This window comes from Ruegeria sp. AM9 (assembly GCF_056540565.1).
This window is the reverse complement of record NZ_JBQFWY010000014.1, coordinates 14,830-40,673: the sequence shown is the minus strand read 5'-3', so window position 1 is coordinate 40,673 and position 25,844 is coordinate 14,830. Positions and strand designations below refer to the sequence as shown.

Annotated in this window: 24 protein-coding genes and 4 pseudogenes; 13 read left to right on the top strand and 15 right to left on the bottom strand. The window is 58.7% G+C overall.

All coding sequences use genetic code 11. The features are described 5' to 3' along the window. Window positions 1–5 precede the first annotated feature (5 nt). From speD to ACR0DO_RS17435, 5 genes and pseudogenes are all read right to left on the bottom strand, one after another. Window positions 6–395 carry an adenosylmethionine decarboxylase gene (gene speD, locus ACR0DO_RS17455; RefSeq protein WP_480560701.1) on the bottom strand — a complete coding sequence of 130 codons (390 nt, stop codon included), beginning with the start codon at window positions 393–395 and terminating at the stop codon, window positions 6–8. Between the two features lie 239 nt (window positions 396–634). Next, window positions 635–838: pseudogene (locus ACR0DO_RS17450) on the bottom strand (preQ(1) synthase); the annotation flags it as partial. Further along, window positions 783–1,046, bottom strand: a complete 264-nt coding sequence (locus ACR0DO_RS17445) for a hypothetical protein (protein ID WP_480560748.1) — start codon at window positions 1,044–1,046, stop codon at window positions 783–785. The gene ACR0DO_RS17445 and the pseudogene ACR0DO_RS17450, both read right to left, overlap by 56 nt. Before the next feature lie 51 nt (window positions 1,047–1,097). Then, a pseudogene (locus tag ACR0DO_RS17440) lies at window positions 1,098–1,371 on the bottom strand (6-pyruvoyl trahydropterin synthase family protein); the annotation flags it as partial. A 216-nt stretch (window positions 1,372–1,587) separates the two neighbouring features. Next, window positions 1,588–1,836, bottom strand: a pseudogene (locus tag ACR0DO_RS17435) (integrase core domain-containing protein); the annotation flags it as partial. Between the two features lie 285 nt (window positions 1,837–2,121). Between ACR0DO_RS17435 and ACR0DO_RS17430 the strand changes: the two are divergent. Beyond that, window positions 2,122–2,646, top strand: a pseudogene (locus tag ACR0DO_RS17430) (class I SAM-dependent methyltransferase). Here ACR0DO_RS17430 and ACR0DO_RS17425 read toward each other — a convergent pair. From ACR0DO_RS17425 to ACR0DO_RS17400, 6 genes are all read right to left on the bottom strand, one after another. After that, complete coding sequence (locus ACR0DO_RS17425; RefSeq protein WP_480560699.1) at window positions 2,576–3,271, bottom strand: DUF1868 domain-containing protein; 696 nt, start codon at window positions 3,269–3,271, stop codon at window positions 2,576–2,578. The pseudogene ACR0DO_RS17430 and the gene ACR0DO_RS17425 overlap by 71 nt on opposite strands. Before the next feature lie 82 nt (window positions 3,272–3,353). Continuing rightward, complete coding sequence (locus tag ACR0DO_RS17420) at window positions 3,354–4,364, bottom strand: Ldh family oxidoreductase (protein ID WP_480560697.1); 1,011 nt, start codon at window positions 4,362–4,364, stop codon at window positions 3,354–3,356. Window positions 4,365–4,376: 12 nt separating this feature from the next. Continuing rightward, on the bottom strand, window positions 4,377–5,006 hold the full coding sequence (locus ACR0DO_RS17415; protein ID WP_480560695.1) for a DUF3726 domain-containing protein: 630 nt from the start codon (window positions 5,004–5,006) through the stop codon (window positions 4,377–4,379). Then, window positions 5,003–6,691: a hypothetical protein gene (locus ACR0DO_RS17410; protein ID WP_480560693.1), complete on the bottom strand. Its 1,689-nt coding sequence runs from the start codon at window positions 6,689–6,691 to the stop codon at window positions 5,003–5,005. Before ACR0DO_RS17410 ends, ACR0DO_RS17415 begins: the two co-directional genes overlap by 4 nt. A gap of 4 nt (window positions 6,692–6,695) precedes the next feature. Further along, window positions 6,696–7,670: a membrane dipeptidase gene (locus ACR0DO_RS17405; RefSeq protein ID WP_480560747.1), complete on the bottom strand. Its 975-nt coding sequence runs from the start codon at window positions 7,668–7,670 to the stop codon at window positions 6,696–6,698. Then, the gene (locus ACR0DO_RS17400) at window positions 7,670–9,169 is read right to left on the bottom strand and encodes an aldehyde dehydrogenase family protein (RefSeq protein WP_480560691.1); all 1,500 of its coding nucleotides are present in this window, start codon (window positions 9,167–9,169) and stop codon (window positions 7,670–7,672) included. The genes ACR0DO_RS17405 and ACR0DO_RS17400 overlap by 1 nt, the downstream gene beginning before the upstream one ends. Before the next feature lie 45 nt (window positions 9,170–9,214). Here ACR0DO_RS17400 and ACR0DO_RS17395 point away from each other — a divergent pair, with 45 nt between their 5' ends. Then, entirely contained in the window at window positions 9,215–10,087 is an 873-nt protein-coding gene (locus tag ACR0DO_RS17395) for a LysR family transcriptional regulator (RefSeq protein WP_480560689.1), read from the top strand. Between the two features lie 91 nt (window positions 10,088–10,178). Here the strand turns inward: ACR0DO_RS17395 and ACR0DO_RS17390 are convergent, their stop codons facing one another. Next, window positions 10,179–12,317 (bottom strand): ATP-binding protein, encoded by a 2,139-nt coding sequence (locus ACR0DO_RS17390; RefSeq protein ID WP_170448767.1) that lies wholly within the window; start codon window positions 12,315–12,317, stop codon window positions 10,179–10,181. Continuing rightward, a complete protein-coding gene (locus tag ACR0DO_RS17385) occupies window positions 12,314–13,000 on the bottom strand; it encodes a response regulator transcription factor (protein ID WP_480560745.1) in 687 nt (228 codons plus the stop codon). The genes ACR0DO_RS17390 and ACR0DO_RS17385 overlap by 4 nt, the downstream gene beginning before the upstream one ends. A gap of 288 nt (window positions 13,001–13,288) precedes the next feature. On the opposite strand from ACR0DO_RS17385, the gene ACR0DO_RS17380 reads away from it, so the two are divergent. Further along, window positions 13,289–13,969: an adenylate/guanylate cyclase domain-containing protein gene (locus ACR0DO_RS17380; RefSeq protein ID WP_480560687.1), complete on the top strand. Its 681-nt coding sequence runs from the start codon at window positions 13,289–13,291 to the stop codon at window positions 13,967–13,969. A 133-nt stretch (window positions 13,970–14,102) separates the two neighbouring features. On the opposite strand, the gene ACR0DO_RS17375 is transcribed toward ACR0DO_RS17380, so the two are convergent. After that, on the bottom strand, window positions 14,103–14,870 hold the full coding sequence (locus ACR0DO_RS17375) for a DUF5765 domain-containing protein (RefSeq protein ID WP_480560685.1): 768 nt from the start codon (window positions 14,868–14,870) through the stop codon (window positions 14,103–14,105). A gap of 73 nt (window positions 14,871–14,943) precedes the next feature. Between ACR0DO_RS17375 and ACR0DO_RS17370 the strand changes: the two genes are divergently transcribed. Both ACR0DO_RS17370 and ACR0DO_RS17365 read left to right on the top strand, forming a co-directional pair. Beyond that, window positions 14,944–15,765: a class I SAM-dependent methyltransferase gene (locus ACR0DO_RS17370; protein WP_480560683.1), complete on the top strand. Its 822-nt coding sequence runs from the start codon at window positions 14,944–14,946 to the stop codon at window positions 15,763–15,765. Between the two features lie 9 nt (window positions 15,766–15,774). Then, window positions 15,775–16,914 carry a fatty acid desaturase gene (locus ACR0DO_RS17365; protein ID WP_480560681.1) on the top strand — a complete coding sequence of 380 codons (1,140 nt, stop codon included), beginning with the start codon at window positions 15,775–15,777 and terminating at the stop codon, window positions 16,912–16,914. 118 nt (window positions 16,915–17,032) lie between these two features. On the opposite strand, the gene ACR0DO_RS17360 is transcribed toward ACR0DO_RS17365, so the two are convergent. Further along, window positions 17,033–18,094: a zinc ABC transporter substrate-binding protein gene (locus ACR0DO_RS17360; RefSeq protein WP_480560679.1), complete on the bottom strand. Its 1,062-nt coding sequence runs from the start codon at window positions 18,092–18,094 to the stop codon at window positions 17,033–17,035. Between the two features lie 56 nt (window positions 18,095–18,150). Between ACR0DO_RS17360 and ACR0DO_RS17355 the strand changes: the two genes are divergently transcribed. The 8 genes from ACR0DO_RS17355 to ACR0DO_RS17320 all read left to right on the top strand — a co-directional run bounded on the left by ACR0DO_RS17355 (window position 18,151) and on the right by ACR0DO_RS17320 (window position 25,802). After that, window positions 18,151–18,663 carry a Fur family transcriptional regulator gene (locus tag ACR0DO_RS17355; RefSeq protein WP_480560677.1) on the top strand — a complete coding sequence of 171 codons (513 nt, stop codon included), beginning with the start codon at window positions 18,151–18,153 and terminating at the stop codon, window positions 18,661–18,663. 2 nt (window positions 18,664–18,665) lie between these two features. Continuing rightward, window positions 18,666–19,406 (top strand): metal ABC transporter ATP-binding protein, encoded by a 741-nt coding sequence (locus ACR0DO_RS17350; protein ID WP_480560674.1) that lies wholly within the window; start codon window positions 18,666–18,668, stop codon window positions 19,404–19,406. Further along, entirely contained in the window at window positions 19,406–20,203 is a 798-nt protein-coding gene (locus tag ACR0DO_RS17345) for an iron chelate uptake ABC transporter family permease subunit (protein ID WP_170448748.1), read from the top strand. Before ACR0DO_RS17350 ends, ACR0DO_RS17345 begins: the two co-directional genes overlap by 1 nt. Window positions 20,204–20,336: 133 nt before the next feature. After that, complete coding sequence (locus ACR0DO_RS17340) at window positions 20,337–21,008, top strand: Crp/Fnr family transcriptional regulator (RefSeq protein WP_480560672.1); 672 nt, start codon at window positions 20,337–20,339, stop codon at window positions 21,006–21,008. 103 nt (window positions 21,009–21,111) lie between these two features. Further along, entirely contained in the window at window positions 21,112–21,324 is a 213-nt protein-coding gene (locus ACR0DO_RS17335) for a YgaP family membrane protein (protein ID WP_480560670.1), read from the top strand. A 46-nt stretch (window positions 21,325–21,370) separates the two neighbouring features. Further along, on the top strand, window positions 21,371–22,255 hold the full coding sequence (locus tag ACR0DO_RS17330; protein ID WP_480560668.1) for an MBL fold metallo-hydrolase: 885 nt from the start codon (window positions 21,371–21,373) through the stop codon (window positions 22,253–22,255). Window positions 22,256–22,276: 21 nt separating this feature from the next. Further along, window positions 22,277–23,956 carry a bifunctional protein tyrosine phosphatase family protein/NAD(P)/FAD-dependent oxidoreductase gene (locus ACR0DO_RS17325; protein WP_480560666.1) on the top strand — a complete coding sequence of 560 codons (1,680 nt, stop codon included), beginning with the start codon at window positions 22,277–22,279 and terminating at the stop codon, window positions 23,954–23,956. Between the two features lie 85 nt (window positions 23,957–24,041). Then, a complete protein-coding gene (locus ACR0DO_RS17320) occupies window positions 24,042–25,802 on the top strand; it encodes a SulP family inorganic anion transporter (protein WP_480560664.1) in 1,761 nt (586 codons plus the stop codon). Window positions 25,803–25,844: the final 42 nt, after the last annotated feature.

The following is a 25,844-nucleotide window of genomic DNA, read 5'->3' as shown; positions in this document are numbered from 1 at the left end:
GCCTTTCAGAAACCCGCCGCAGCGAACTGATGCGCTGCGTGGCCAATCAGGCCGCGACGTATGGATTGCACATTGACGCGTTGCGGACTGAAATAGGATTTCAGAACGTCCAGGCTGAGCTGTGGTTCTGCATCGCCGCACATGAAGATATCGACGGCGGCATACCCGTGTTCGGGCCAGGTGTGGACCGAGATATGCGACTCGGCCAGCAATGCGACCCCGGTGAACCCCGCCCGTTGCCCGAAATCATGGGTGTTCACCTTGAGAACATGCGCTTTGGCAGCACTTGCGGCGCGTCTCAGGGCTTTTTCGGCGGGGACGGGATCGTAAAGCGCGCTTGAGTCGAAAAAATCTGCTATAAGGTGTATGCCCAGCGAAGACGAAATGCCGTCCATAAAAAACCTAAGCCCCAAAACTCAAACTATTGGACCATGTGTAATATACTGTTCCATATCGTCAATCTCAGTTTGAACAGATCTGGGGCCAAGTATCATTCTGTGACAAAATAACACAACCGGCAGAGGATATGTAACTCGACCGGAAACCTGCTTGGGCATGTTGTATGGCCCGCTTCCAAAGCTGCGCCAGTTCATTTGCCGGAACGCTGCCCCGATCGCGGAGCTTCTGTAACGGCCTAGCCGCGACCACGAAAGGGCGGCACGCCCTGATCGGGAATCCAGACGTGATCGGGTGTGGCTCTGGTCTGCCAGAATACGTCGATCGGAATGCCGCCGCGCGGATACCAGTAGCCGCCGATCCGCAGCCAGCGCGGGTCCAGAAATTCAACCAGGCGGCGGGCGATGGACACGGTGCAATCCTCGTGAAATGTGCCGTGGTTGTGGCAAAACCCGTGGCGTGAACCAGCCATCGGCGGCCACCTTTTCCACCAGCCACAGCAACCGGTCCGAAAGGGTTTGCGGATCGACGGGCAGGTCGGGGCCGACCTCGGCATTGCCCGGTTGCAGATAGAGAGGCAACGCCGGATAGCGGTCGGCCACGGCGCGGGCCCAAGCATAATTGGTGTCGTCAAAGATCACGATTTTCATAACCACCTTCGGGCTATCTTGCGCGGCCTTGATACAGGCCGAGAAGGCGCCCCAGTTATAGAAATGGCGCCATGTTTTCGGCCTTGGTCAGGATGTTCATCACGTCGTTCAGGTGGTGATGATCGAAGGTTTCGTCGATATAGGTCTTGAGCGGTTTCAGCTCGCCATAATCCCGCGCGAACCCGTCGGCGTCCAGGTTGGGCGCGGCCAGTTCGACCTCGACGACATAGTTGTGCCCGTGCATCCGCGCGCATTGGTGATCATCGGGCAGATGGGCCAACTGGTGCGAGGCGGAAAAGTGGAATTCTTTGACGGTCCGATACATCAGGCGATTTCCTTCTGCGCCGTGGCAGCGACCCAGAAATCGGAATCTTCATATGTGGTTGGGTCCTCGACATCGGCCAGATGGAAGGCCTCGCGCCGCCACCGCATCTGCCCCACGCGCCGCTGCAGCGCCAAAGGCCACGGTCAGCATGATTGTGACCAGCCTCATCTGACTGGTTCAAGTTGATTGTTAGTACTTCCGTGGCCTCTGATCCATCGGGATGATGGTTTCGGGTGCTGGCGGGCGATAGCCAGTGCACTGTGGGAGCGTTTTGTGTTGTAGTCTCCTCCATTGTTCGATCAGAATTTGTGCTTCGCGCAGGCTATTGAAGATTTCGCCGTTGAGCAGCTCGTCTCTGAACCTACCATTGAAGCTTTCACAGTATCCGTTCCCCCACGGGCTCCCTGGTTTGATGTAGGCTGTCTTAGTCCCGACAGCAGCAATCCAATCCCTGATGGCCTGCGCAGTCCCCAAAAGGCGCGCGCCAAGTGATCATAGCTGGATCTCAGGTCCCTGCAGTGGTTTTGCACAAACCACACCGCAAGGGAGATCGACTATGACCGATGCTAGTATTGCACAGGGCGGGCCTGTTTTGGTTGCGATTGATATCGCAAAGACCCGCCATGAAGTTTTGATCTCGGTTCCGGGCAAAAAACGCCGTCTCCGGCTTAGAGGTGAAGCTGGTGTCGTCGGTCGCTTGTTCGCCATTCTTGGTCCTCCGTTTCCTAAACATACGATGGACCAGTTCAGTTGGAGAGGTTCACTTCTGCGGGTCAGGTATCGAAATCCGCAGCTGAAATATACGATGAGTTCTTTGTACCGGCCCTGTTTGGCGAATGGGCGGGGCGGCTATGTGAGCGCGCCAGAATTACCCCTGAACGTGCCGTGCTGGATGTTGCCTGCGGCACCGGTGCCACAACGCGCGGCGCCCACACAAGGGCGGGTTCTGCAGGGCGCGTCGTTGGCCTGGACCGAAACCCGGATATGCTCGACGTGGCGCGCAGGCGGACCCCGGATGTCGATTGGACCGAGGGCCGCGCCTAAGCGCTGCCGTTCGCGGACGGGTCTTTTGATGTTGTTCTTTGCCAGTTCGGCCTGATGTTCTTTGACGACAGGCGCCCGCGCATTTGGCTGTGTGGACAGCCGATTGACGCAAGCGGCAGGAAGCTAACGCTTTTTGTCCGTGTGCCGTCGAATGGGCTGCTCAGCTTTCCAGCACTCGGATTTCTTCGAACCGTGTCATGTCGGCAAACTGACAAAAGGCAGGGGCGGTAAGTGGAATGACAGGCGCGGCATCTGCAAGGTCTGCAAGGTCTGCAAGGATTGCACCAAGTTCAGCTTGCCAGACGGGCAGCATGGTATCGGGTAACCAGTTGATCGGGTAGGCAAAGGTCATGTGGTGCTGATACGCGTCGTGGTCGTCGTGACGATAGGCAAATGGTTTGGTCAGCGCCTCGCGCCAGACCCGCATCTTTGCCTCGTCTTCTTCGGTGGCACCTTTGAGTGCAAGACCCGTAGGGCTTATGCCCGCCACACGCACGGCAAAGCCCGGTGGCGCTGGAAAATCAGCGAGCCGATCGATCATGGCGTCGGTGACGCTGACCACAGAGGCATTGCGGTCAAGATCACGGGGCCAGGTGTCCGCTGTGCGGCGGGTTTCGATAACGCCTTCGAACACCGTCATGTGCAGGCTCTCGACAGGGGTGAAAAGAAAGCGTTTGGCTTCCGGCAGTGCCATCATTCTTCTGCGCGCGTCCAGCACGGCCTCGTGAGCTGGGGCATCGAAATCAAGATGGCGGACAACGGTATTGCCCGCCTCTGGCAGAAATTCCTCAGCGTTGTATCGCTGACCAAACCGCTGCGGGGCGTTTGGGTTGGTGTTGGCTGCAAATGGTGCCACGTTGACGTTTAAAGACAAGGTAAAGCTCCGTTTTTAGCGCCCTATGCGAAAACTGTTGCAGGCTTAGGACCGCATCAATCATCTAGCCCAAGAGCGCGTCAATCCTGGACAGCGTCGCCGTGTTCACCGCCACACCACTTTTGCGGGCTGCCAGACGTTTGTCCCGGCGACCATCGCCGGGCAGATGCGCCCCGTCCTGAAAACGGATGGCCTCGATCAGGCTGGCGATGCCCGTCTCGAACGATCCGCTGGCGGTTGCCTCGGGATCTATGGCTATGAAGAACTGGCCGGTTTTCGGCGGGCCGCCTGCAGTGCCCGAAAACGGCGAGGCATTGATGCCCAACGTGGCCCCGGTCAGCGCGGCGGCCAAAACCTCGACCAGCAGCGCGACGCCGACGCCTTTATATCCGCCCGATGGGGCCATTGATCCCTTAAGGCCGACCTCGGGATCGGTGGTCGGGTTGCCGTCTGCGTCCAACGCCCAGCCAACCGGGATCGGCTTGCCTTCGCGTGCATGTTTCATGACCTCGCTCTTGGCAATCGTGCTGGCGCTTTGATCGATCAGCAAGGCGGGCTGACCATCGGTTCCGGGGACTGCGACAGAGAATGGATTGGTGCCCACGACGGGTTTCGAGCCACCGGACGGGGCAATCGAGGCCGGCGCGTTGGTAAACCCCATCGCGACCAGTCCGGCTTGGGCAAGCCTGTAGGTATGATAGCCCAGAACACCGCAATTGTAGCTGTTTTTGATGGCAAGAACCGCGACGCCTTGTTCCCGCGCGGCCGGGATCAGAGTGTCAAATCCCAGATCAATGGCGGAATGGGCAAAGCCGGTTGCGGCATCAACGTTCACTACGCCCGGCCGGGGGTGTGACAGTACAGGTTTTGCGACCCCGTCGACCTTGCCGCATTGCACATGCTCACAATAGATCGGGATATAGGCCAAGCCGTGGCTGGCGACGCCGTCCGCCTCGGTCGCAGCGGTTGCTTGCGCCAGCGGGCGGGCGTTGCCTTCGGATGTGCCGGCCGCCACCAGAGCGCGGAAGGACAAGTCTTCTATTTCGGCGAGGGTCAGGGTCCGTGTTTCGGTCACTTTGGTCTCTTTTCAGTCGTTGTCGGAAAGCCCGGCCCCTGCGCCCAGCAGGCGGGATTCCTCGGTTGCGGGGGCATAGGTGCGATGGGCAAAACGGTTCAGAACATCCCAATCATCCGGCGCGGGGCGTGCGCGTGTGTACCGCTTGCGCGGAACATCGGGCGCACCGCCCTGCGAAACGATGACCCGTCGGGCTGTGATCGGCAAAGTGTCGGGGGCTGCCAGATGGTCGCCATCTGTGACTGCATGCGCCCCGTCGATTTCAATGCTTATGCAGCATTTCAGAATACGTGCCGCATTGGCGGCAAAGGGCAACAGCAGAGCGGGAGACACAACCGCTTGCAGCTCGACCGGGCCGGTCTTCAGCAGATGGGCGCAGTCGGACAAGAGAGGACCCGCCGACAGCGGGCACAGGTCGCCGTCGCCCCGCCAAGGGCCATCAACCTGCCGGGAACGGTGTGCGGCAAGGTCCGAGGCCAGCCCGAGCTTCAACAACCGGGCCAGAGCCCCGGCGCCATCCAAGCCTTGGGCGCACAGCCATCGCGCCGCTTTTGACGCCTCTTCTGCTTGTCCCCAGGAATATCCGGCCCCGCGGGTGGCGCGTTTGGCCGTTGCCTCCATTTCGTTCAGTGAGAAACTCATGCCGGCACCTCTGGATAGACCCAAAGATCGGCGTTCTCAGATGTCAGCTCCTCGGGGTAGGGCGCTCCGGCATACATGCAGATACGGACCCATCGATCCGAACGCGGGTCAAAATGAGTGGCGCCGAAGAACGACAGCTTTGCCCGCAACATATCCAGAGGCACAACCGTTGCGCCAATCGTATTGTCCCGGATTTCGCCATAAGGCGCGGTGCGGGTCATCTGCGCGCGCCGGACGGTGTGGCGGTGTTCGGGATGACGCAGCAGGAATTCTGCAATGGGCAGGACACCGTCCCATCCGCTCAACTCCGCATGGGCTGCCGCCGCGTCCCGTGCCGGGGCCAGAGGCTGCTCATAATCCGCGATGGGTTCTTCGAACCGTTCGCCCATGCGGGGTTCCAGTTTCTCTTCGGACACATACCACGCGCGGGCGCAGTTTTCTCGGGATGCCCAATCCATCTCCAGCGCCCAGCCAAACGCGCTCCGGATCAGGTCGCGGACGTCGCTGATCGGCATCGCCCCGTCGATCACAAATGCCCGGGCATTGCCATCGGCCATGCACGAGGCCAGCCCATCCACGAGATCAGCGTAGGGTTCAAGGATCAGCGAGGCGAGATATTCCTGCCCTTCCTCGCTGAGCGCGGTTTGCGACCAGGACACCAGCCGGTTCCAGGGATGGCTGCCGGTCAAACCGCCCTGATCCACATAGTCCGAGATCGCCTGCAGGTCAGCGTTCAAAGCCGCCAGTTTTTCGATTTGTATGGGATGTTCGGACCGCCACCACGTTATCGAAAGCTGGCTGCGTTCAGATACCTGCCGGAAGTGATCGACCTCAGCCGCAGTTGCGGTTTCAACCGCGCGGACGCGCAAGATCGCCTCTTCCCGCGCCATGACCCAGTTGTTGAACAGAATGGGGTGGTTGACGATGAAGGGTGCCATACCGAGGCCGGTGGAGTTGCCGATGCCCAGCCAATGGGCAATGTCGGGGTCCAGTTTTGCGGCCTGATCGCCGCCCTTGGCGTTGGCCATATGCTGCACCAGATCTCGGACGAAGGCGCGGGTGAGAAACACCGACAGCATCTCGGCCTGAAAGGGGGCACTGGTTTCCGGACGGTTCGCGATTTTCTCTCGATCCGCTGCACCGAACTTGCCCGAACCGTAAACGGCGGTCGTACGCATCAGGTAGCCGACCTGATAGATTTGCTGCACATCCGGTTGCTGCCCTGAGGCCAGCGCCTCAACGACATGTTCCCACAACCTGACCGAACGGTTGGCGCGGGACAGGGACAGCTCGGATTCACTGACGCGCCCGGCTTCCTGCAGGGGGACGTTCTTGGAAAGACGCTGGATATCAGCCTCGGTCGGGATACCGTCAAACAAGGCGAAGGTGGCGTCCCAGGCGTCGGCAATCACCCGGTCCGAGCGTTTTTCGGATGGCAGGTCGTGGGCGAAGGCAACCAGCGAATACGCCCTGTCCGGGCCGTGGGCGGTATAGACCGCTGTCCCGACGCCTTGGGCGTCAATGTCAAATACCGGGCGTGAAAAGGACCAGTTTTCCCGCGCCATGCGGCGGGTCAGCTGCCGCATGAAGCTTAGCCGACACTGGTGCAAGGACCCCAGCCGCGACAGCCGCATGACAGTGGCCGGGTCGCGTCGGTCGATGTGAATCTGCGCCTGTGTTTCCATTCGGTTACCCCCGGGCAACGAAGTTTTCGGCAAAGAACCTGTACCAGTTTCCTCCCATGATCCCGGCCACTTCGTCATCATTCAGACCGGTCGCGCGCAACCCTTGTTCGATGTTCCCAAAGTCGCGGTTGTCCCGGAACCAGGACGGCATCGCAGGGAAGCCCGGGTTGCTGGCCGATCCCTCGCCATAGTCGATCTGTTTGGACCAACGCCCCACCCGCATCCATTCGACAACGCTGTCGGGCTGATCCTGACACAAATCCGTGCCAATCCCGAGATGCTCTGCGCCGTACTTCTCGGCCGTGCGGGCGATCATCTCGCAAAAGCTGTCCAAGGTGCAGTCCGACTTGTCTTTCAGGTGATGAGGATAGACCGAAAAGCCTAACATCCCACCGTTTTCGGTCACCGCCCGGATCACCGCATCCCGCTTGTTGCGCAGGGCGGGCGACCATTCGTACGGGTTCGCGTGGGTGATGGCGATCGGGCGTTCGGACAGTTCAGCCGCTTCGATGGTGGACCGGTCGGCCGAGTGGCTCATGTCCACGACCAGACCGACCCGGTTCATCTCCCTGATCACCTGACGGCCCATGCGGGTGATGCCGGTATCTTCGGCCTCATAGCAGCCCGTGGCCAGCAGGGATTGATTGTTATAGGTCAGTTGCATGAACCGTGCGCCCAACGTGTGCACGATTTCGATCAACCCGATATCATCCTCGATGGGCGAGGGGTTCTGGAAGCCGAAGAAAACAGCCGTGCGCCCGGTTTCGCGCGCCTTGTCGATGTCGCTGGCCCATTGGCCTTTCATAATCAGATCGGGGTATTGCTCGAACCAGCGGTTCCACTTTTCAAAGTTTAGGACCGTTTCGCGGAAGTTCTCATGATAGGCGATGGTGACATGGATTGCGTCGACGCCCCCTTCGCGCAGTTGCCGAAAGATATTTTCGGACCAATTGGCATATTGCAGCCCGTCAATCCGCATCACATCGGCTTTCCGGCAGAGATGTAGGCGGTTTTGACCGTCGTGTAGAACTCGGCCGCGGCCTTACCCTGTTCCCGCGGGCCGTAAGAGCTGTCGCCGCGTCCGCCAAAGGGCACGTGATAGTCGGTGCCGGCGGTGGGCAGGTTCACCGTCACGACCCCGGTGCGAGCGTTGCGGCGGAAATGCGTGGCGCGCGCCAGGCTTTGCGTGACGATGCCTGAGGTCAGGCCGAAATTGGTGTCGTTGACCGTTGCCAGCGCCTCATCATAGCTGCCGACTTTGATGACCGAGGTCAGCGGCGCGAACATCTCTTCGCGGTTGATGCGCATGTCGTTGGTTGTGTTCAGAAACACGCCGGGGCTCATGTAATACCCATCCTGAGGCATGTCCAATCGCAGGCCGCCGCAGGCCAGTTCCGCCCCTTCGGACTTGCCCAGATCGACATAGGCCAGATTTTCGGCCAGCTGCTGTGCGCTGACTACCGGCCCCATCTGGGTACCCTCGGCCAGCGCGTGGCCGACCTTCATCGCTTGAGTACCGGCCACCAGTTTTTCAACAAAGGCATCGTGAACGGCGGCATGAACCACCAGCCGTGATGACGCGGTACATTTCTGACCGGTCCCCCCGAATGCACCCCCCAGCGCCAGCGAGACAGCAAGGTCCAGATCGGCGTCGTCCATCACGGCCAGCGCGTTTTTCGATCCCATCTCCATCTGCACCTTGGTCAGGTTCTGAATGGCGGCCGCAGCAATGCCCTTGCCGACCGGCACCGAACCGGTGAACGAGATGGCGTTGACCTTGGGGCTTTCCACCAGCCGCTGCCCGATGGAGCGGCCCGATCCCATGACAAGGCTGAACAGGCCTTTGGGGATGTCCTGACGGCTGATGATCTCGGTCAGGGCGACAGCCGAAGCCGGCGTGATGTTGGCGGGTTTCCAGACCACCGCATTGCCGTAGCACAGCGCCGGAGCAATCTTCCACGACGCCGTGGCGGTTGGAAAGTTCCACGGGCTGATGACGGCAACCACCCCAACAGCCTCGCGGCGCACGTCGATTTCGATATCCGGACGCACCGAGTCGGCGTTTTCACCGATCTGGCGCAGGCATTCGGCAGCGTAATAGGTGAAGAACTGCCCGGCGCGGTAGACTTCGCCTTTGCCTTCGGCCAGCGGTTTACCCTCTTCCCGGCTGAGCAGGGTGCCAAGCTCTTCGGCGCGGGCCATCAGTTCGGTGCCGATGTTCATCAGTACCGCCTGCTTGCGCTCAAGCCCGTATGCCGCCCATTCAGCCTGCGCGATACGCGCCTGATCCAAAGTCGCCTCAAGCTGATCCGCACTGGCCTGAGCGAATTGGCCGATCAGGTCGCTCAGATCCGACGGATTGCGGTTTTCGATCTCGCTTTCGCCAGCCAGCCATTCGCCAGCGATCAGGTTCAGATTGGTCACAACAGGCCCCACATCAAAATTAGTCTGGCAGAGAATGGACTTTGCAATCGGCATCAGTCAAACTCAAATAATTGAACAAAACTTCAGGAAAATTGAAGGATGGCAATTAAGATCGAAATGCTGCGCTGCTTTTGCACGGTCGCACAAACAGGCAACCTGACCGAGGCGGCCGATCGCTTGGGGCGCACACAATCGGCCGTTTCGATGATGCTGAAGCAGTTCGAGACCCACTTGGGCAAAAAGCTGTTTGCAGGCGAGCGAAAAACGCATCTGTCTGCCCTGGGAGAGCAGGTGTTTGAAATGTCCCTGAAACAGGTTCGTCAGTTTGATCAGACAGTGCAGTCCATCGAAGCGGCGGCGGATGCCGCCCACGGCCTGATGCGCATCGTGTCGGTTCCCTCGGTCGCCGCGTTGGTTTTTCCCTCGGTTCTGGAATATCTGACCCATCGTTTTCCAGGCTTGAAGGTCGAATTGCGGGACACGGATACGCAACAGGTGCTGGATTCGCTTGTGGACGGCAAAGCGGATATCGGAATTGCCTCGGGTTTTCATCCGTTGAAAGGTATCAAGGCCGTGCCCCTGTTCGAGGATCAGTTCGGGCTTGTATGCGCGTCTGACCATCCGCTTATCACACGACCAACGCCGCCGACTCTGGATGATGTGATGGCCGCCGCATTTGTTCGGAATGCCTTGTGTGATCTTATCCAGACACCGAAATTCGTGCAGGCAATCGCAGATGCCGACGTTACCATTCACAACACGCATTCGCTGATTACCATGGTCAGAACCGGCAAGTGGGTGACCGTGCTCCCCCAGACAGTCGCGCGTTTTCTTCCCGAAACCACTGCATTTCGCGCCCTGTCGGACCTGCCGGACAAACGGCAGGTCTATCTGTACGTCAAGGAAAAACCACGGTTTCAGGAGCTGGCGGATGCGTGCAGCGCCTTCATCCTGAGTAGAAAACTGTTTTGAAGCGATTGAATAATCCGGGTTGCCAATTTCGGCAGATCCGCCGCCGAATTTGTCTGTTGTGCTCAAGTCCCGAATGGAAGAGCGCGACCCGTTAAGCCGTTCGTTTTTTGAGGCCTTTCAACACGGCCCCACATGAATCGATCAGCTCTTTCAACTCGACGCCATAGTTTTCCGTGCCACTTTGCAAAAGCGTCTCGACCGATTTTGCCATGTTTGCAAGCTCGGTTTCACCAAAGCTCGATACGCTGCCATATACCCGGTGAACCAGAAACTCTATCCGATCCCGATCACCCTGTTTCTGAGCTTTTTCAAGCTGCGAGTGGCAATCTTCCAATGACTCTCTGAACGCCAGAAAGACCTGTTCCATTTCTTCACCGCTCAGGAATTTGCTGAGGCGCGCTTTGGTGGCTTCTGACCCCTTGGACACGTATGGCCTGTCCGAGGGGTGTTTGCCTATCGACGCCCGGATCGCGCCGTACAGAACACGTTCGTCCAGCGGCTTGGAGACGACGGCGTCGAACCCCGCTGCCGTATATTCATCTAGGTCTTCGGGCATCACGTTTGCAGTGACGGCTATGGTCGCTATCGTCTTTTCGGGCTGCTTGGCCTTGGCAATCCTTTTGAGGTCGCGCGCCAGTTGCACACCTGTTGTATCGGGAAGGCGGATATCGGTCAGGATGCAATCAACGTCGTCTGGCCGAAACAGCTCTTTTGCGTCACGGCCATTTGCGGCCGCAGTGACCTCATGGCCATCTCGCTCCAGCAGGCTTTTGAGGATTTCCATGCTGGTGGGATCGTCTTCGACAATCAGGACGTTCTGCTGTGTTCCCACGGTGATGGCCATGCCTGATGCCTCGGATTGCGGCGAGGGAGCCGGGGCGGCCTGAAACGGGACTTTCACCCGGAAAACCGTGCCTTCGCCCAGGCTGCTTTTCACGGAAACCTGCCCTTCCAGCGAGGTCACAAGCCCGCGCACGATGGAAAGCCCCAGCCCGGTTCCGCCAATTTTGCGGGAATCTATGTTTGACGCCTGCGTGAAGGGTTCAAAAATACTGGCAACCTGATCTTCGGGGACACCGATCCCGGTGTCGCTGACCGTGAAGGCCACGGACTGTTTCGATTGCTCGAACGACAATGTCACCGAACCCTCGTGGGTGAATTTCACCGCATTGCCGAGCAAGTTCAGCAAGATGTGCCTCAGATGTCCGCTGTTGCCGCTCAGGTAAACCCCATCGTCGAACTGAGGGATGATCAATTGCAGATTTTTCGAACGGGCCAGCGGGCGCAGTACGGCCTCAAGATCCTGAAGGATTTCAGACAGGTTAAAGGTCTGAAATTCGTGGTCTTCGGCTTTTTCCTCAAGCCTTGCGATGTTCAGAACGTCATCGATGAGGTTTCTCATCGCCAGGCTGGACCGTTCGATTTCGTCCAGCCTCTGATCCAGCGACGCGCGGTCTTGCGGCGTCAGTTTGATCAGCCGGATATTCCCGACGATGCCGTTCAGCGGCGTGCGAAGTTCATGGCTTGCGGTCGCCAGAAACTGCGATTTTGCTTCATTCGCCTTTTCCGCGTCGTTGCGCGCCTTTTCAAGATAGACGCTTTGAACAAAGTTCGCCCGCAACGTCCTTTCCGAGAAGAACTTGGCATAAAGGCCAATCAGAACAGTCGAGCACAAGACAAAAGATGGCCCGATCCAGGTATCGATGCCGCTGCCGGAGTTATCAAACACCAGATAGTAGGAGACCGGGATAAAAAGCATAAGTTGCAGTGCGGCCGAATGTGAAAAGACAAAGGGCAGAAAGACCGTTCCCGCCAAGCTAATCAGAGCAAAACGGTACAGGAAGTCTTTGGACGCATGGTCGCCGGAAAACGCAAACGCAGCCCAGATCGCCAGATACATCATGGTCCAGCCGACCGAAATGATGATGGGCAGCGTACGCGCCGGCAGCTTGTGAGAGAAAAAGAAAAGTCCAAAGATAAACGAGATGATGAACAGTCTGGCGCCCCAGACCGCCAGATCCTGTCCCGAGAATGAACGCCCATTCAGAACGAAGACTTCAAGAATAGCGTAAACGACGTAGAACGACGCCCCGAACAACAAGGCCGTCCGGAATTGGCCACGCGTGGATTCGAAATACCACTCGCGGTATTTGCCCTCGACGGTCTTATCTACGAAATTCTGGGTAACCGCGTTGATAGGTTCGTCGTATATGTAGGCGCGCGGTTTCAACTTCGCACCAGCCCCAGCCGATAGCCGACGCCATGAACGGTTGAGATGATTTTGGGTCCGTCGCGCCCGCTGGACAGCTTTTTCCGGATTTTGGCGACCAGCGCGTCGATTGTACGCTCTCCGGCATCATGATCCGGCGACAGGGCAACAGCATCCAACAGGACCGCGCGGGACAACACCCGCCCGTTTGCGTTGACGATCGCCATCAGCACATCAAATTCAGCGCGGGTGAACGGGGTCGTTTCCAGCCTCTCGTTCCACACTTGTCGTGTGTCGAGGTCAATTTCAACGTCCCCCAGACGCACGCGGGTTTCCCGGCGCGGTGCCGATGCATGGGCGTTCGTCCGCCGCAGAACTGCGTTGATGCGCGACAAAAGCTCGTCCGGATCAAAGGGTTTGGTCAGGTAGTCGTCACCCCCGATGTCCAGCCCGCTGATCTTGTCGCTGGCACTGTCCCGAGAGGACACGAAAATGATGGGGGGCTGCGCCGATTTCGCCCGCATCGAACGTGCCAGCACCAGGCCGTCTTCGTCCGGCAGCCCAAGATCAAGCAGGGCGATATCCACCGGTTTTGAGGCCAGGATCGCGCGGGCATCTGCCACGTTCGAGGCCTGCAGGACGCTGAAATGAGGCTTGAGAAGTGCGGACGTCAAAGCAAGCAGTGACGGATCATCTTCTACCAACAGTACATTCAGCTTTTTCAAAGTTCAGTCCCCAACACTCTGTTTCGATACGCGATTTCACATGGATGGACGTCGCGGCCCGCTGTGCTCTAACCTCTTTTTGGAATATGTATCCCGTGAAGCACAAGCCTAGCGTGCGCTAAACCAGCCGCTGTTAACACTTCATTAACATTTGCATCGCGGCTTGTTGACAATATGCAAGTAGCCTGCGGTGCAAATACCTTATTTGGTGGTGCACAAATGCTGAACACATCGTTTTCAATAATTGAACCTGTTGATTATCCCGAAATGCCTGAACCGCTGAGCCCCTGGAAGAACCTTGGTTCTATGGGTGTTCTCGACATGACCAGAGACGATCCGGCGGTTGTAAAGAGATTCCCGACCCGGCCCGGCAAGGCCCAGTCGGATCAGGGCAACCTGATCGACCAAACTTTCCAAGAGAATATTTCGCGTAACGCAGACGACAGTGAAAACGACAGTCTTCTGATCACGATCATGATGACTGACGTTGTGAACTCGACCGAAATAATCGCACGCCTTGGCGACGCGAAATGGCGGGACATCATGGATTGCCTTGATGCGGCCGCAATTCGGACTGTTGCCCGGCACGATGGCACGCTGATCAAGCTGATGGGCGATGGGCTGCTGGCCGCCTTCCCAAGACCCAGCGCCGCGATTGCATGTGCCCGTGAGTTTCAGGCCGAGGCAAGTAAGTCCGGCCTCAAGATCCGCACCGGGATTCACGCGGGCGAGTGTCTGCGCACCGTGAACGACGTGACCGGGATCGCGATTGCAATTACGGCCCGTGTTCTCAGCCTCACGCCGGGTGGACATGTCTGGGTGTCCAGCACCGTCCGAGATCTGGTTCTTGGATCAGGTCTGGATTTCTCCAAGGTGGGGCCGAAGACATTGAAGGGGCTGTCGGAAGAGTGGGTCCTTTATCAACTGGCTGAGGAAGACACGGCGTAGGCCGGTGTCGGTTCGGGTTTTCGACTCTCAAATGCGCGAGGGGGGTCAGAATGTTCAGTATTGAACGCATTCAGATCGCAAGCACGAGTGAGAGGAGAAATGGTGATGCGCGGGTGAACGGGTTGTTCGGTTTCTAGAGTGTTCTTTTATATCTACCGTTCACCCTGCGCAGCACATCCCACAAAGGCCAGGACTTCACGAACAGAAACTCCCGCAATGGCGTGAAGACAATTGTCATCACGATCCCCAGCGAAAACAGGCACCAGATCGCAGGCATTTCCGTGGGGCTGGATGCCGTGGCCCAGGCCAGCGTCGGTCCGATCATCAGCTGAAAACCGGCAACTTTCCAGGCTCCGAACAGGGCCGGAAGTATGAACATCACGGTGAAGTAGACTGGGAAATTCAGATCGTATTGTCGGCCGAATATCGTGGCGGGCAGCCGTTCGCCCAGGTCATTCAGCGGCAAGTGCCAGCCGATATGCCAGCTTTCCTGCTTGACGCACAGATGGTCGCTGCACAACAGCCGACCGGGCCTGCACGCGCCGGCCCATTCGAAGGGATAAATTTGTATCAACAGATACGCCCCGGTCAGCGCGCCGACGCCCAGCACCACCGGCATGATCATCCGGCGCACATCGCTGGGGATGAAGTAAAGCGCAAGGATGCAGGTGAACAACGGCTGGAACGCGATGTGCACATAGGCCAGCAGGGTTGCGACCTGGTTCTGGGGCAGGGCACATTGGCCTTCGACCGAGTAGGAGTATCCCTGCAGCACTTCGATGGCGGTGAAATACACCAGCGGAGACCAGAGCAAGGCGCTGTCGCCCTGACGAATTGCTTTTACGGTGGCGACGACCCCGACGGCGGCGATCGTATAAGAAGCTGGTCCACTCCAACACATTGTTCTATCAATTTCCGAAACTTACCATGTCAGGGTCAGTATGCATTCGTTGAACCACCGAGAAAGGCCTTTTTTGATCGATGAGGTTCTGGACGATTTCGCAAGGTTCGATTTCCCGCTGAAAGACATCTGGCTCAGCGCCGCCCGGTTCCATTTTCAGAACCTGGACCCTGAGGTTTCAACCCTGCCGCCGGGTGCCCGCGCGCTTGAGATCGGCTGCGGGGCCGGAATACTGTTGACGTTGCTGGGGCAAAAGAACCCCGGCATCGTTCTGGAAGGGATCGAACCTTTTGCCGAAGGGTTCGAGACAATGGAAGGTGTATTGCAACACGCCCAGCGGTTGGGGGCGCAGATTCACCGGTCGGCTTACGAGGAGTATGACGCGTCACAAGCCTATGATCTGGTCTATCTGGTCAATGTGCTGGAGCATCTTCCCGATTGGCGGCACTTTCTGGATACGTTGCCGCGGTTCCTGAAACCCAAAGGGCGGTGCCTGGTGCTGTGCCCCAATTACGGGTTTCCCTATGAGCCCCACTTCAACATCCCCGTCGTCGGGTCAAAGGCAACGACCGGGCGCATGTTCCGGCGGCGCATTGACTGGGTCGAAAACACCTACAACGTGCACGGCCTTTGGAACAGTCTGAACTTTGTTCGCCTGTCTCAGATCAAGCGGCATCTGTCGGGGTCGCAGCTGAAACTCCGTGTGCGGCACGAGATAACGGACCGGATGATCGACAGGTTCAACACCGATCCCGTATTCCAGAAGCATATCGGAGTGTTCAACACGGTTGGACGGACCGCAAAGGCCCTTGGCGTGACGAAAGTGCTTCGCCTTGGGCCTTGTGAAAACATTCAGCCTTACATGTTTTTGGAGTTTTCCCGCGTGTCCGAGTGAAAATTGATCATGACCGCGACCACTGCACCAACACAGGGTATCTCTTCGGGCAATCGATGGGTTGACCGACCCTTGCTAAGATCAGGCTGTTGGTGGCACAGTGCTTGCAGATTAGTAGATTTTGCCCAACGACAAAGAATGAACTCGATCAAAGTTCCGCGCCAGTTTGCACGAGCAGACAATTGGTCCGCCTGCAAAGCCCTGGCGATCAGTGTGATCGTTGTCGCGCTTGGGCTGGGCGTTCCCGCAGCCTTTCCCGGATCCTGGCTGTCGCTGCTGGGCGGTGCGTTGCTTTTTGGCGCGGGGATTCTGAGGCTTTATTCGATTCAGCATGATTGCGGGCATTACAGCTATTTTCCGGATCGAAAGCTGAACGATCTTCTCGGCAACTGTCTTTCGATTTTTTCGGGCATTGCGCACAGCGTCCTGAGGTACAATCACAATCTGCACCACTTGCATCTGGGTAATCTGGAACACCGGGATGTCCACGAGGTTTACGTGATGACACGGCGCGAATATGAGGCGGCGCCGGTTTCCAAAAAGCTGTTTTACCGCGTCTACAGGCACCCGGTTACCTTGTTTCTTCTTGGGCCGCTGCTGGTCTATTTTGTGCAATACCGCTGGCCCAGAAACACGTTGAAAGTCAGTGTTCGGGACGTGCTGCTGCAGAATTTCGCAATGTTCGGGTTCTGGTTCCTGGTGGTCACATTCCTGGGGTGGTGGGCTTTTTATGCCTTGATCCTAGGAAGCATCCTTGCAGGCAGTTTTGGCATATTTGTCGTCTATGTCGGCCACAATTTCGAGGAAACCTACTGGCGGGACACGGGCAACAAAAACGCTCATGCTGCGGCATTGAACGGGGCAAGTTCACTGCGATTGGGAGTTCTTGTCGATTTTGTTCTGTTGAATTTCGGGTTTCACGATCTGCATCACTACAACGCGAAAATCCCCTGCTATCGCCTGAAGGAATGCAATGCTGCAATAGCCCGGGACTGGAATAGCGCGGCCATCGGGCTCAAGGAGTCCGTCGAATGCTTGCGGTGGCGGCTTTGGGATGAAGACGCAAACAGAATGATCCCGTTTCCACAGTCTTTCCGGCGCGATATTCGTTTCGGATTGGCCAGTGCATCGCGATCGGGCGAGTCGTAGTCCCAGCAAATTCGTGGACTGCGTGGGAAGTCACCGCTGAGCTTGCCAGAGACGTACCCGTCTCAAGCAGAGGTTGGCCCGGTCGATGTTACATTTTCGACCGGGCATTTCGCCTGCACTAAAGGCAATCGGCCAGTGTCTTGGCCATGTTGCGGATGACTTGCGGGTACAGCGCCGCACCGGGCTCAAGATCGGACCCGAGCGGATCGATCACACCGGTTTTGGCTTCGGTCCCGTCCAGCACTGTCTCGACAATCCCCGGATTGAACTGCGGTTCTGCCAACACGCAATCGACGCCCTCTTCGCGGATGCGGTCCTGGATTTCGGCGATGCGCGCCGGGCTTGGGTCGGCTGCGTCACCGATCGAAATTGCGCCCGAGGCGGGGAAGTCGAACGCGTCCTCGAAATACTGGTAGGCGTCGTGGAACACGACAAAACTGCCGCCGCGGACCGGTTCCAGTGTCTTGGCGACCTCGGCAGACAGCGCGGCCATTTCTTCGCGTGCGGCCGCAGCGTTTGCAAAATAGGCGCCCGCATTGTCAGGGTCGGCAGCCGACAGTTGCGCCGCGATCAGGTTCAGCCAGGTTTCTGCATTTGCCGGAGACAGCCAGGCATGGGGATCATGGTCACCATGTCCGTGCCCTTCGTGGTCATCATGCCCGTCATGATCTTCGTGGTCATGATCGTCATGCTTTTCGTGATCCTCGTCGTCATGCGCGTGCTCTTCGTCATGACCGTGGTCATCATGATCCTTGTCTTCGGCATGCTCCTCGTGATCGTGGTCGTCATGATCCTCGCTTTCCCCATGTTCATGCGCCTCGAACAGGGCGCTTTCACGGAAATCCAGACGAACCGTGCCGTCCGAGTTCAGCAACGATGTGACGGTTGCGGCACCGGCCAGCGTTCCCACTGCACCTTCCATCCAGGGTGTCAGGTCTTGCCCGATCCAGAACACCAGATCGGCCTCTTGCAATGCAGCAGCTTCCGAGGGGCGCAGGTTGTATTCATGCGGCGATGCGCCGGGCGGAACAATCAGATTCGGCGTTCCAACACCCTCCATGACCCGGGCCACCAGCGAATGAATCGGTGCGATATCGGCCGCGACGTTCGGAACATCCGCCATGGCCGTTCCACCCATAAGTGCAGCCAAGATCGATACCGGGAGAAGCTTTCTGGACATCAGACCCTCTATGTGATTTTATAACGTTACGAGCCGCATACATGATATGGAATAACATGACAAGTGACACGCATCCCATACCGGTCGAGGGGACGGCCCCGGTTGGGTTCCAGAAACATGACCACGAGCATTGCGTCGAAACTGCGCTGGCCACGGCAGAAGCGCGATGCAAAGAGGAAGGTCTGCGCCTGACCCCGGTTCGGCGCAAGGTTCTGGATATGTTGCTGCAGGAACATCGGGCGCTGGGTGCCTATGCCATCCTTGATCGTTTGCGTGACGAAGGGTTTGGATCTCAGCCGCCGGTGGCCTATCGCGCGCTTGATTTCCTTGTCCAGAACGGGTTCGTGCACAAGATCGAACGGTTGAACGCGTTTGTCGCCTGTTCGCATCCCGGCGCTGCGCATTCTCCGGCTTTCATGATCTGCAGAAAATGCGACGCCGTGGCCGAGGCGCAGTCTGCCCCGGCCAAAGGTGTTTTGGGCGCGGCGGCGCGTGCGGCGGGTTTCGAGATCGAGCGAACGGTTGTAGAAGCCGAGGGAATCTGCCCCGACTGCACCAAAAAGGCGTAGAGATGACCCTGATCACCGTTGAAAACCTCAGCGTGCGCTATGGCGCCAATACCATTTTGCGTCATGTGGACATGGCGATCGAGCCCGGAGAGATCGTCACCATTGTCGGTCCGAACGGGTCGGGCAAGACCAGCCTGTTGCGGGCTGTCATCGGTGCCACCAGGCCATCTGCGGGCAAGGTTACCCGCAAGCCCGGTCTGAAGATCGGATATGTCCCGCAAAAACTGCACATCGATCCGACCCTGCCAATCTCGGTTGAGCGTTTCATGGGTCTGACCCACCGTGTTTCACGCAAAAGCTGCGAAAAGGCGCTTGAGACGGCGGGCGTGCCTGATCTTTTGCAGCGCCAGATGTCGCAATTGTCCGGCGGGCAGTTTCAGAGGGTGTTGCTGGCCCGCGCTCTGATCAATCGGCCGGATATCCTGCTTTTGGATGAGGCGACTCAGGGGCTGGACCAACCGGGATCGGCCGCATTCTATCGCCAGATCGAAGATGTGCGCCGCGAAACCGGCTGCGCCATTCTGATGATCAGCCATGAATTGCATGTGGTCATGAGCGCTTCGGACCGGGTGATCTGTCTGAACGGGCATGTGTGCTGCGAAGGGTCGCCAGCCGTTGTCGCCTCGGCCCCGGAATACCGGGCGCTGTTCGGCACCGGCACCGGCGGCGCGCTGGCGCTTTACCGTCATGATCATGACCACGATCACGACCACTGTGACCATTCTCAGGAAGCAGCAGAATAATGCTTGATGATTTCATGACCCGTGCCACGCTTGCGGGTGTCGGCGTTGCATTCGCCGCCGCCCCCCTTGGGTGTTTCGTCGTCTGGCGCCGAATGGCGTATTTCGGGGACGCGACGGCGCACGCAGCCATCCTTGGCGTTGCGCTTTCACTGACCTTTCAAATGTCTGTCTTCACCGGCGCATTGGCGGTTGCTTTGATCATGGCACTGACCGTCACCTTGCTGGCCGGGCGTGGCTATGCGATGGACACGCTGTTGGGGGTTCTGGCGCATTCCGCACTTGCTTTTGGTCTTGTTGCGGTGTCGTTTTTGTCGGGTGTTCGTATTGACCTGATGGCGTATCTCTTTGGCGATATTCTTGCAGTGTCACGCTCTGATCTGCTGGTGATCTGGGGCGGGGCCGCGCTTGTCGTGGCGCTGATCGCGTGGCGATGGTCGCAACTGCTGACCGCGACGCTGAACGAAGAACTGGCCTATGCCAGCGGGTTCGATCCCAAACGCGAGCAGTTGATCCTGACGCTTTCCTTGGCCGTAACCGTCGCGGTTGCAATCAAGGTGGTGGGTGTTCTGCTGATTGCGGCCATGCTGATCATTCCGGCAGCTGCCGCGCGCAGTCTGGCAAAGTCCCCGGAAACGATGGCTTTGATCGCTGCCGTGATCGGTGCGTTTTCCGCCGTTGCGGGGCTGAGGGCTGCTTACGTGTTCGACACGCCCGCAGGCCCGTCGATCGTCTGCGTTGCCGCGATCCTGTTTGGCTGCTTCAGCCTGGTTGGCTGGCAGACACGGCACCGGGCCTAGGCCGCCCGGCCATCTGCGCTGTTGGCCCCTGAGTCTAGTCTGAAAGGTTTACAACAGGCGGCAGATACGCTTTCACCTTAATGAATGTGTTTGTTGGGGAACGCCCCAACGCGCCTTAACCGAGCGGGACGCCATGGATCACACGTGGATTGACAAGTTCAAAGGTCTGAGCCGTCTGCCCGAAGATATTCGGGCAGAGCTTGTGGCAGGCAGTCAGGTCATCTCTCTGCCCGCAGGCACTCAGGTCTTTGCGCCGGGCCAGACGGCGGACAATCTTTTGCTGTTGCTGGACGGCACCGTACGGGTGCAGCAGAAATCGGACACCGGCCGAGAGGTCTTTCTGTACCGGGTTCATGCCGGTGAAAGCTGCGTTTTGACCACCGCCTGCATGTTGGCGTTCGAGGATTACTCGGCCGACGGGATCGCCGAAACCGACATCACCGCCGTTGCCATCCCTCGGGGTACCTTTGACGGCCTCGTCGCGAAATCGACGGTGTTTCGCGAATTTGTCTTCACTGCTTATTCCCGGCGGATCACCGATCTGTTCACGCTGATCGACGACATCGTTTTTCAACGCATGGATGTCCGTCTGGCCGCGCGATTGCTAGAGCTTGCGGACGACCACAACGTCGTGCACGCAACCCACGCCATTCTTGGAACCGAGCTGGGAACCGCGCGCGAGGTGGTCTCGCGTACCCTCTCGGAATTCCAGCGCCGCGGCTGGGTCGAGCAAGCCCGAGGTGAGGTTCGTCTGACCGAACGCGAAGGGCTGGAGCATATGGTCAAAGCGGCCAGCGCCGCCTGAAATCGTCCGATTTTCCAAAATTCGCGGCTTTGGTGACCAAGTCACCAAAGGTTCGGTCGCGGCTGTGCGATTGAAAGCCCATCGATTCTCGATGGAGTGAGACATGACCACAAATATGGGAAAAATTGACCGCGCCTTGCGCATCGTGATTGCCGCAGCCCTGGCCTATGCCGCCCTTGGAACAACCGTGCTTGGCACCGGTGGCCTGTTTTGGGTGGCATTGATCGTCGCGGCGGTCTTCACGCTGACGGCCTTTGTGGGGAACTGCCCGCTTTACCGCATCATCGGCCTGAAAACCTGCAGTAATTGCGGCTGACCGAAACGGTTGCCACACCCTGAATACGACCCGGAGGAGACATCACATGACGACCTATCCCGTAAACATGGCCGTAAAACCTGACGTTTTCGCGTTTTTTGACGAGGCCACGAATACCATCAGCTATATCGTCAAGGACCCGGGTTCGAACGCCTGCGCCATCGTCGACAGCGTCATGGATATCGATTACGCGGCGGGCCGCATCACCTTTGATCACGCGGACGAACTGATCCGCGTGATCACGGAAAAAGGGCTGAAGCTGGAGTGGATCATCGAAACCCATGTCCACGCCGATCACCTGTCGGCCGCGCCGTATATTCAGGAAAAGCTTGGCGGCAAGATCGGGGTCGGCGCCAAGATCACCGTAGTGCAGGATACATTCGGCAGGGTCTTCAACGAAGGCACCGAGTTTCAGCGCGACGGGTCGCAATTCGATGCCCTGTTCGAGGATGGCGACACCTACATGATCGGCACCATGCAGGCCTTTGCCATGTATACGCCCGGTCACACCCCGGCCTGCATGGTTCATGTGATGGGTAACGCGGCCTTTGTTGGCGACACCTTGTTCATGCCGGACGGAGGCTCGGCCCGTGCTGATTTCCCGGGTGGGGATGCCGGGGTTCTCTACGACTCGATCCAGAAGGTTCTGGCCCTGCCAGATGAAACAAGGCTGTTCATGTGCCACGACTACGGGCCCAACGGGCGCGATATCGCCTGGGAAACCAGCGTGGCCGAGGAAAAAGCGCACAACATCCATGTCGGTGGCGGCAAGACGAAGGAAGAGTTCGTCAGGTTCCGCACCGAACGCGATGCCACGCTTGCCATGCCCAACCTCATCATCCCCTCCCTGCAGGTCAACATGCGGGCCGGAGAGGTGCCGACCGACACGGATGGCAACCCGATGCTCAAAGTGCCGGTCAACGGGCTCTAAGCCGAATAAGGGAGGAGAGTCATGGAACTGCGTACCATATCGTCCAAGTTCACGGTCAGCCCGCAGATCACGGTTGACGACGTTCAGACCATCGCAGCACAGGGATTTCGCGCGATCATCTGCAACCGGCCGGATGGCGAAGGCGCCGACCAGCCATCGTTCAAGGAAATAGCCGCCGCCGCCGAAACCGCAGGGATCGAGGCGCGCTATGTCCCGGTGCAGTCCGGCATGGTGAAAGATCAGGATGTTTCCGCTTTTGGCGAGGCGTTGGAGGACGTTCAGCGCCCGGTGCTGGCCTATTGCCGGACCGGAACACGTTCGGCCACGCTGTGGTCGTTTCACGAGGCCAGGAAACGTCCGATGTCCGAAATCCTGATGGCTACCAAGGCGGCAGGCTATGACATGAACGGCGTTGCCCGCCGCATCGCTAATGGCGGCAAAACCCCAACCGACACAGGCGACGCGCATTTCCAGGTGGTGATTGTCGGTGCCGGTGCGGGCGGTATCTCGGTCGCTGCCAGCCTGAAGTCACGGCAACCTGATCTGGACATCGCGGTCATCGACCCCGCTGATATCCACTATTATCAGCCCGGCTGGACCATGGTGGGCGGCGGCATCTTTGACGCCCAGACAACGGCCAAAACCATGGGCAGCCTGATCCCGAAAGGGGTGCACTGGATCAAGGCCGCGGTCGCCGCGTTCGAGCCGCAGAACAATGCCGTTGTTCTGGACGGGTGCCGGGTGGTGAAATACGACCGCCTTGTCGTATGCCCCGGGCTGAAGCTGGATTGGGGCAAGGTCGAGGGTCTGGAAGAGACCTTGGGCCGCAATGGTGTGACGTCGAACTACCGCTATGATCTTGCGCCCTACACCTGGCAACTGGTGCAGGAGATGAAAGAGGGCAAAGCGCTGTTTACTCAGCCGCCGATGCCGATCAAATGCGCCGGGGCGCCGCAAAAGGCCATGTACCTTTCGGGCGATGCCTGGTTTCGGAGCGGCGCGCTGAAGGATATCGACATCCAGTTCATGAACGCGGGCGGCGTGCTGTTCGGGGTTAAGGACTATGTCCCGGCGCTGGAGCGCTATGTCGAGAAATACGGCGCCACGCTGAATTTCTTCCACAATTTGGTGTCGATCGATGGGCCGGCCAAAAAGGCGGTTTTCGAAGTGATCAAACCGGATAGCGATCCGGGCAGGGTCGAGGTCGAGTTTGACATGATCCATGTCTGCCCGCCCCAGACGGCGCCAGATTTCGTGCGTGTCTCACCTCTGGCCGACGCGGCAGGCTGGGTCGATGTGGATCAGTCGACGCTGCGCCACAAAACCTACGACAATATCTGGTCGCTGGGTGACGTGATGAATGCGCCCAATGCAAAAACCGCCGCTGCGGCCCGCAAACAGGCGCCGACCGTGGCGGGTAATATTGTGGCTGACATCGCCGGTCGCTCGGCTGTGGCGCAATATGACGGCTACGGGTCCTGCCCGCTGACGGTTGAGCGCGGCAAGATCGTGCTGGCCGAATTCGGCTATGGCGGTGCACTGAAACCCAGTTTCCCGCGTTTCCTGATCGACGGGACACAGCCAAGCCGCATGGCATGGTTCTTGAAGGAAAGCCTGCTGCCGCCGATCTACTGGAAGGCCATGCTGCGCGGTAAGGAATGGATGGCACGGCCCGAGAAACTGAAGGTCTCCCCAGAGTAGCAAGTGAATCTGCCTGCGTTTTCGTGCGCAGCGACATGCGGGGGGTGCCGGCAGCACTGCCCGCTCTGAACGCTGGAAAGTCTAGATGATCGAACACCTCCGCCAATATGTCCCCGTTCTGGACTGGGGCCGAACCTATACGCGCGGCGCCTTTTCAAACGACCTTATTGCGGCCCTGATCGTGACGATCATGCTGATCCCGCAATCACTAGCCTATGCCTTGCTGGCCGGATTGCCCCCCGAGGCGGGGATTTACGCATCAATCGTGCCCATCGTGCTGTATTCGATCTTCGGTACCAGCCGGGCTCTGGCAGTAGGACCTGTGGCGGTGGTTTCGCTGCTGACCGCAACGGCCATTGGGCAGGTGGCCGAACAGGGGACGGCGGGCTATGCCGTTGCGGCGCTGACGCTGGCCTTTCTGTCCGGTGGGTTTCTGGTGCTCATGGGCGTTCTGCGCCTTGGGTTTCTTGCCAATTTCCTTAGCCATCCGGTCATTGCCGGGTTCATCACGGCCTCGGGCATTCTGATCGCGACCAGCCAGGTCAAGCACATACTGGGGGTCAGCGCGCATGGTCATACGCTGCCGGAAATGCTGGGTTCGATCTTTCAACACCTGCCCGAGATCAACTGGGTGACCGTGGCGATCGGAACTCTGGCGACCGGGTTTCTGTTCTGGGTGCGAAAGAACCTCAGACCATTTCTGAACCGGTTGGGAGTGTCGCCGGTGTTGGCAGATATCCTGACCAAAGCCGGTCCGGTCGCAGCCGTGGTCGCCACGACCGTCGCCGTCTGGCGGTTCGATCTGGCCGCCGAGGGTGTGCAGACCGTCGGGCGCGTGCCTCAAAGCCTGCCGCCCCTGACCCTGCCGGGATTTTCCCCGGATCTGATCAGGGCGCTTGCAATTCCAGCCATTCTGATTTCGATCATCGGTTTTGTCGAAAGCGTCTCGGTCGCACAGACACTGGCGGCCAAGAAACGTCAGCGGATCAATCCGGATCAGGAGCTGATTGGTCTGGGGGCCGCAAATCTGGGCGCCGCCTTTACCGGGGGGTATCCGGTGACCGGCGGCTTTGCCCGCTCGGTTGTCAATTTTGATGCTGGCGCGGAAACGCCCGCAGCGGGTGCATTCACCGCCATCGGTCTGGCCATCGCGGCGGTGGCGTTGACACCTTTGGTTTTCTACCTGCCCAAGGCCACGCTGGCGGCGACCATCATCGTTGCCGTGCTCAGCCTTGTGGATCTGTCCATCCTGAAAAAAACATGGCGCTATTCCCGCGCCGATTTTATCGCCGTGACCGCAACCATTCTGCTGACGCTGGGACTGGGGGTTGAGGTTGGGGTGGCCTCCGGTGTGGCGCTCTCGGTGCTGCTGCACCTCTACAAGACCTCGCGCCCGCATGTGGCCGAGGTTGGCCTTGTTCCCGGAACCCAGCATTTCCGGAACATCCTGCGCCATGATGTGGAAACCGTGCCCTCGCTGGTGACACTGCGCGTGGATGAGAGCCTGTATTTCGTGAACGCACGATTTCTGGAAACGCTGATCCAAACCCGCGTGACCGAAGGGAGCGCGGTTCGGAATGTGGTGCTGATGTTCTCGGCGGTGAATGAGGTGGACTTTTCAGCCCTCGAAAGCCTTGAGGCGATAAATCACCGGCTGATCGACATGGGCGTCGGTCTGCACCTGTCCGAGGTCAAGGGTCCGGTCATGGACAGGCTGAACCGCACGCAGTTTCCCGATAAGCTGAACGGGCAGGTGTTTCTGTCGCAATATGATGCCTGGTCAAGCCTTGCCCAAAGCGAAACCAGTGCGGGGCGCGCGACGAGGTTGTCTTCGGTCGGTGGGTAACCTTCGACCCCGGTTCTTCGATCGCGTCGCGCGGGTAGTCTA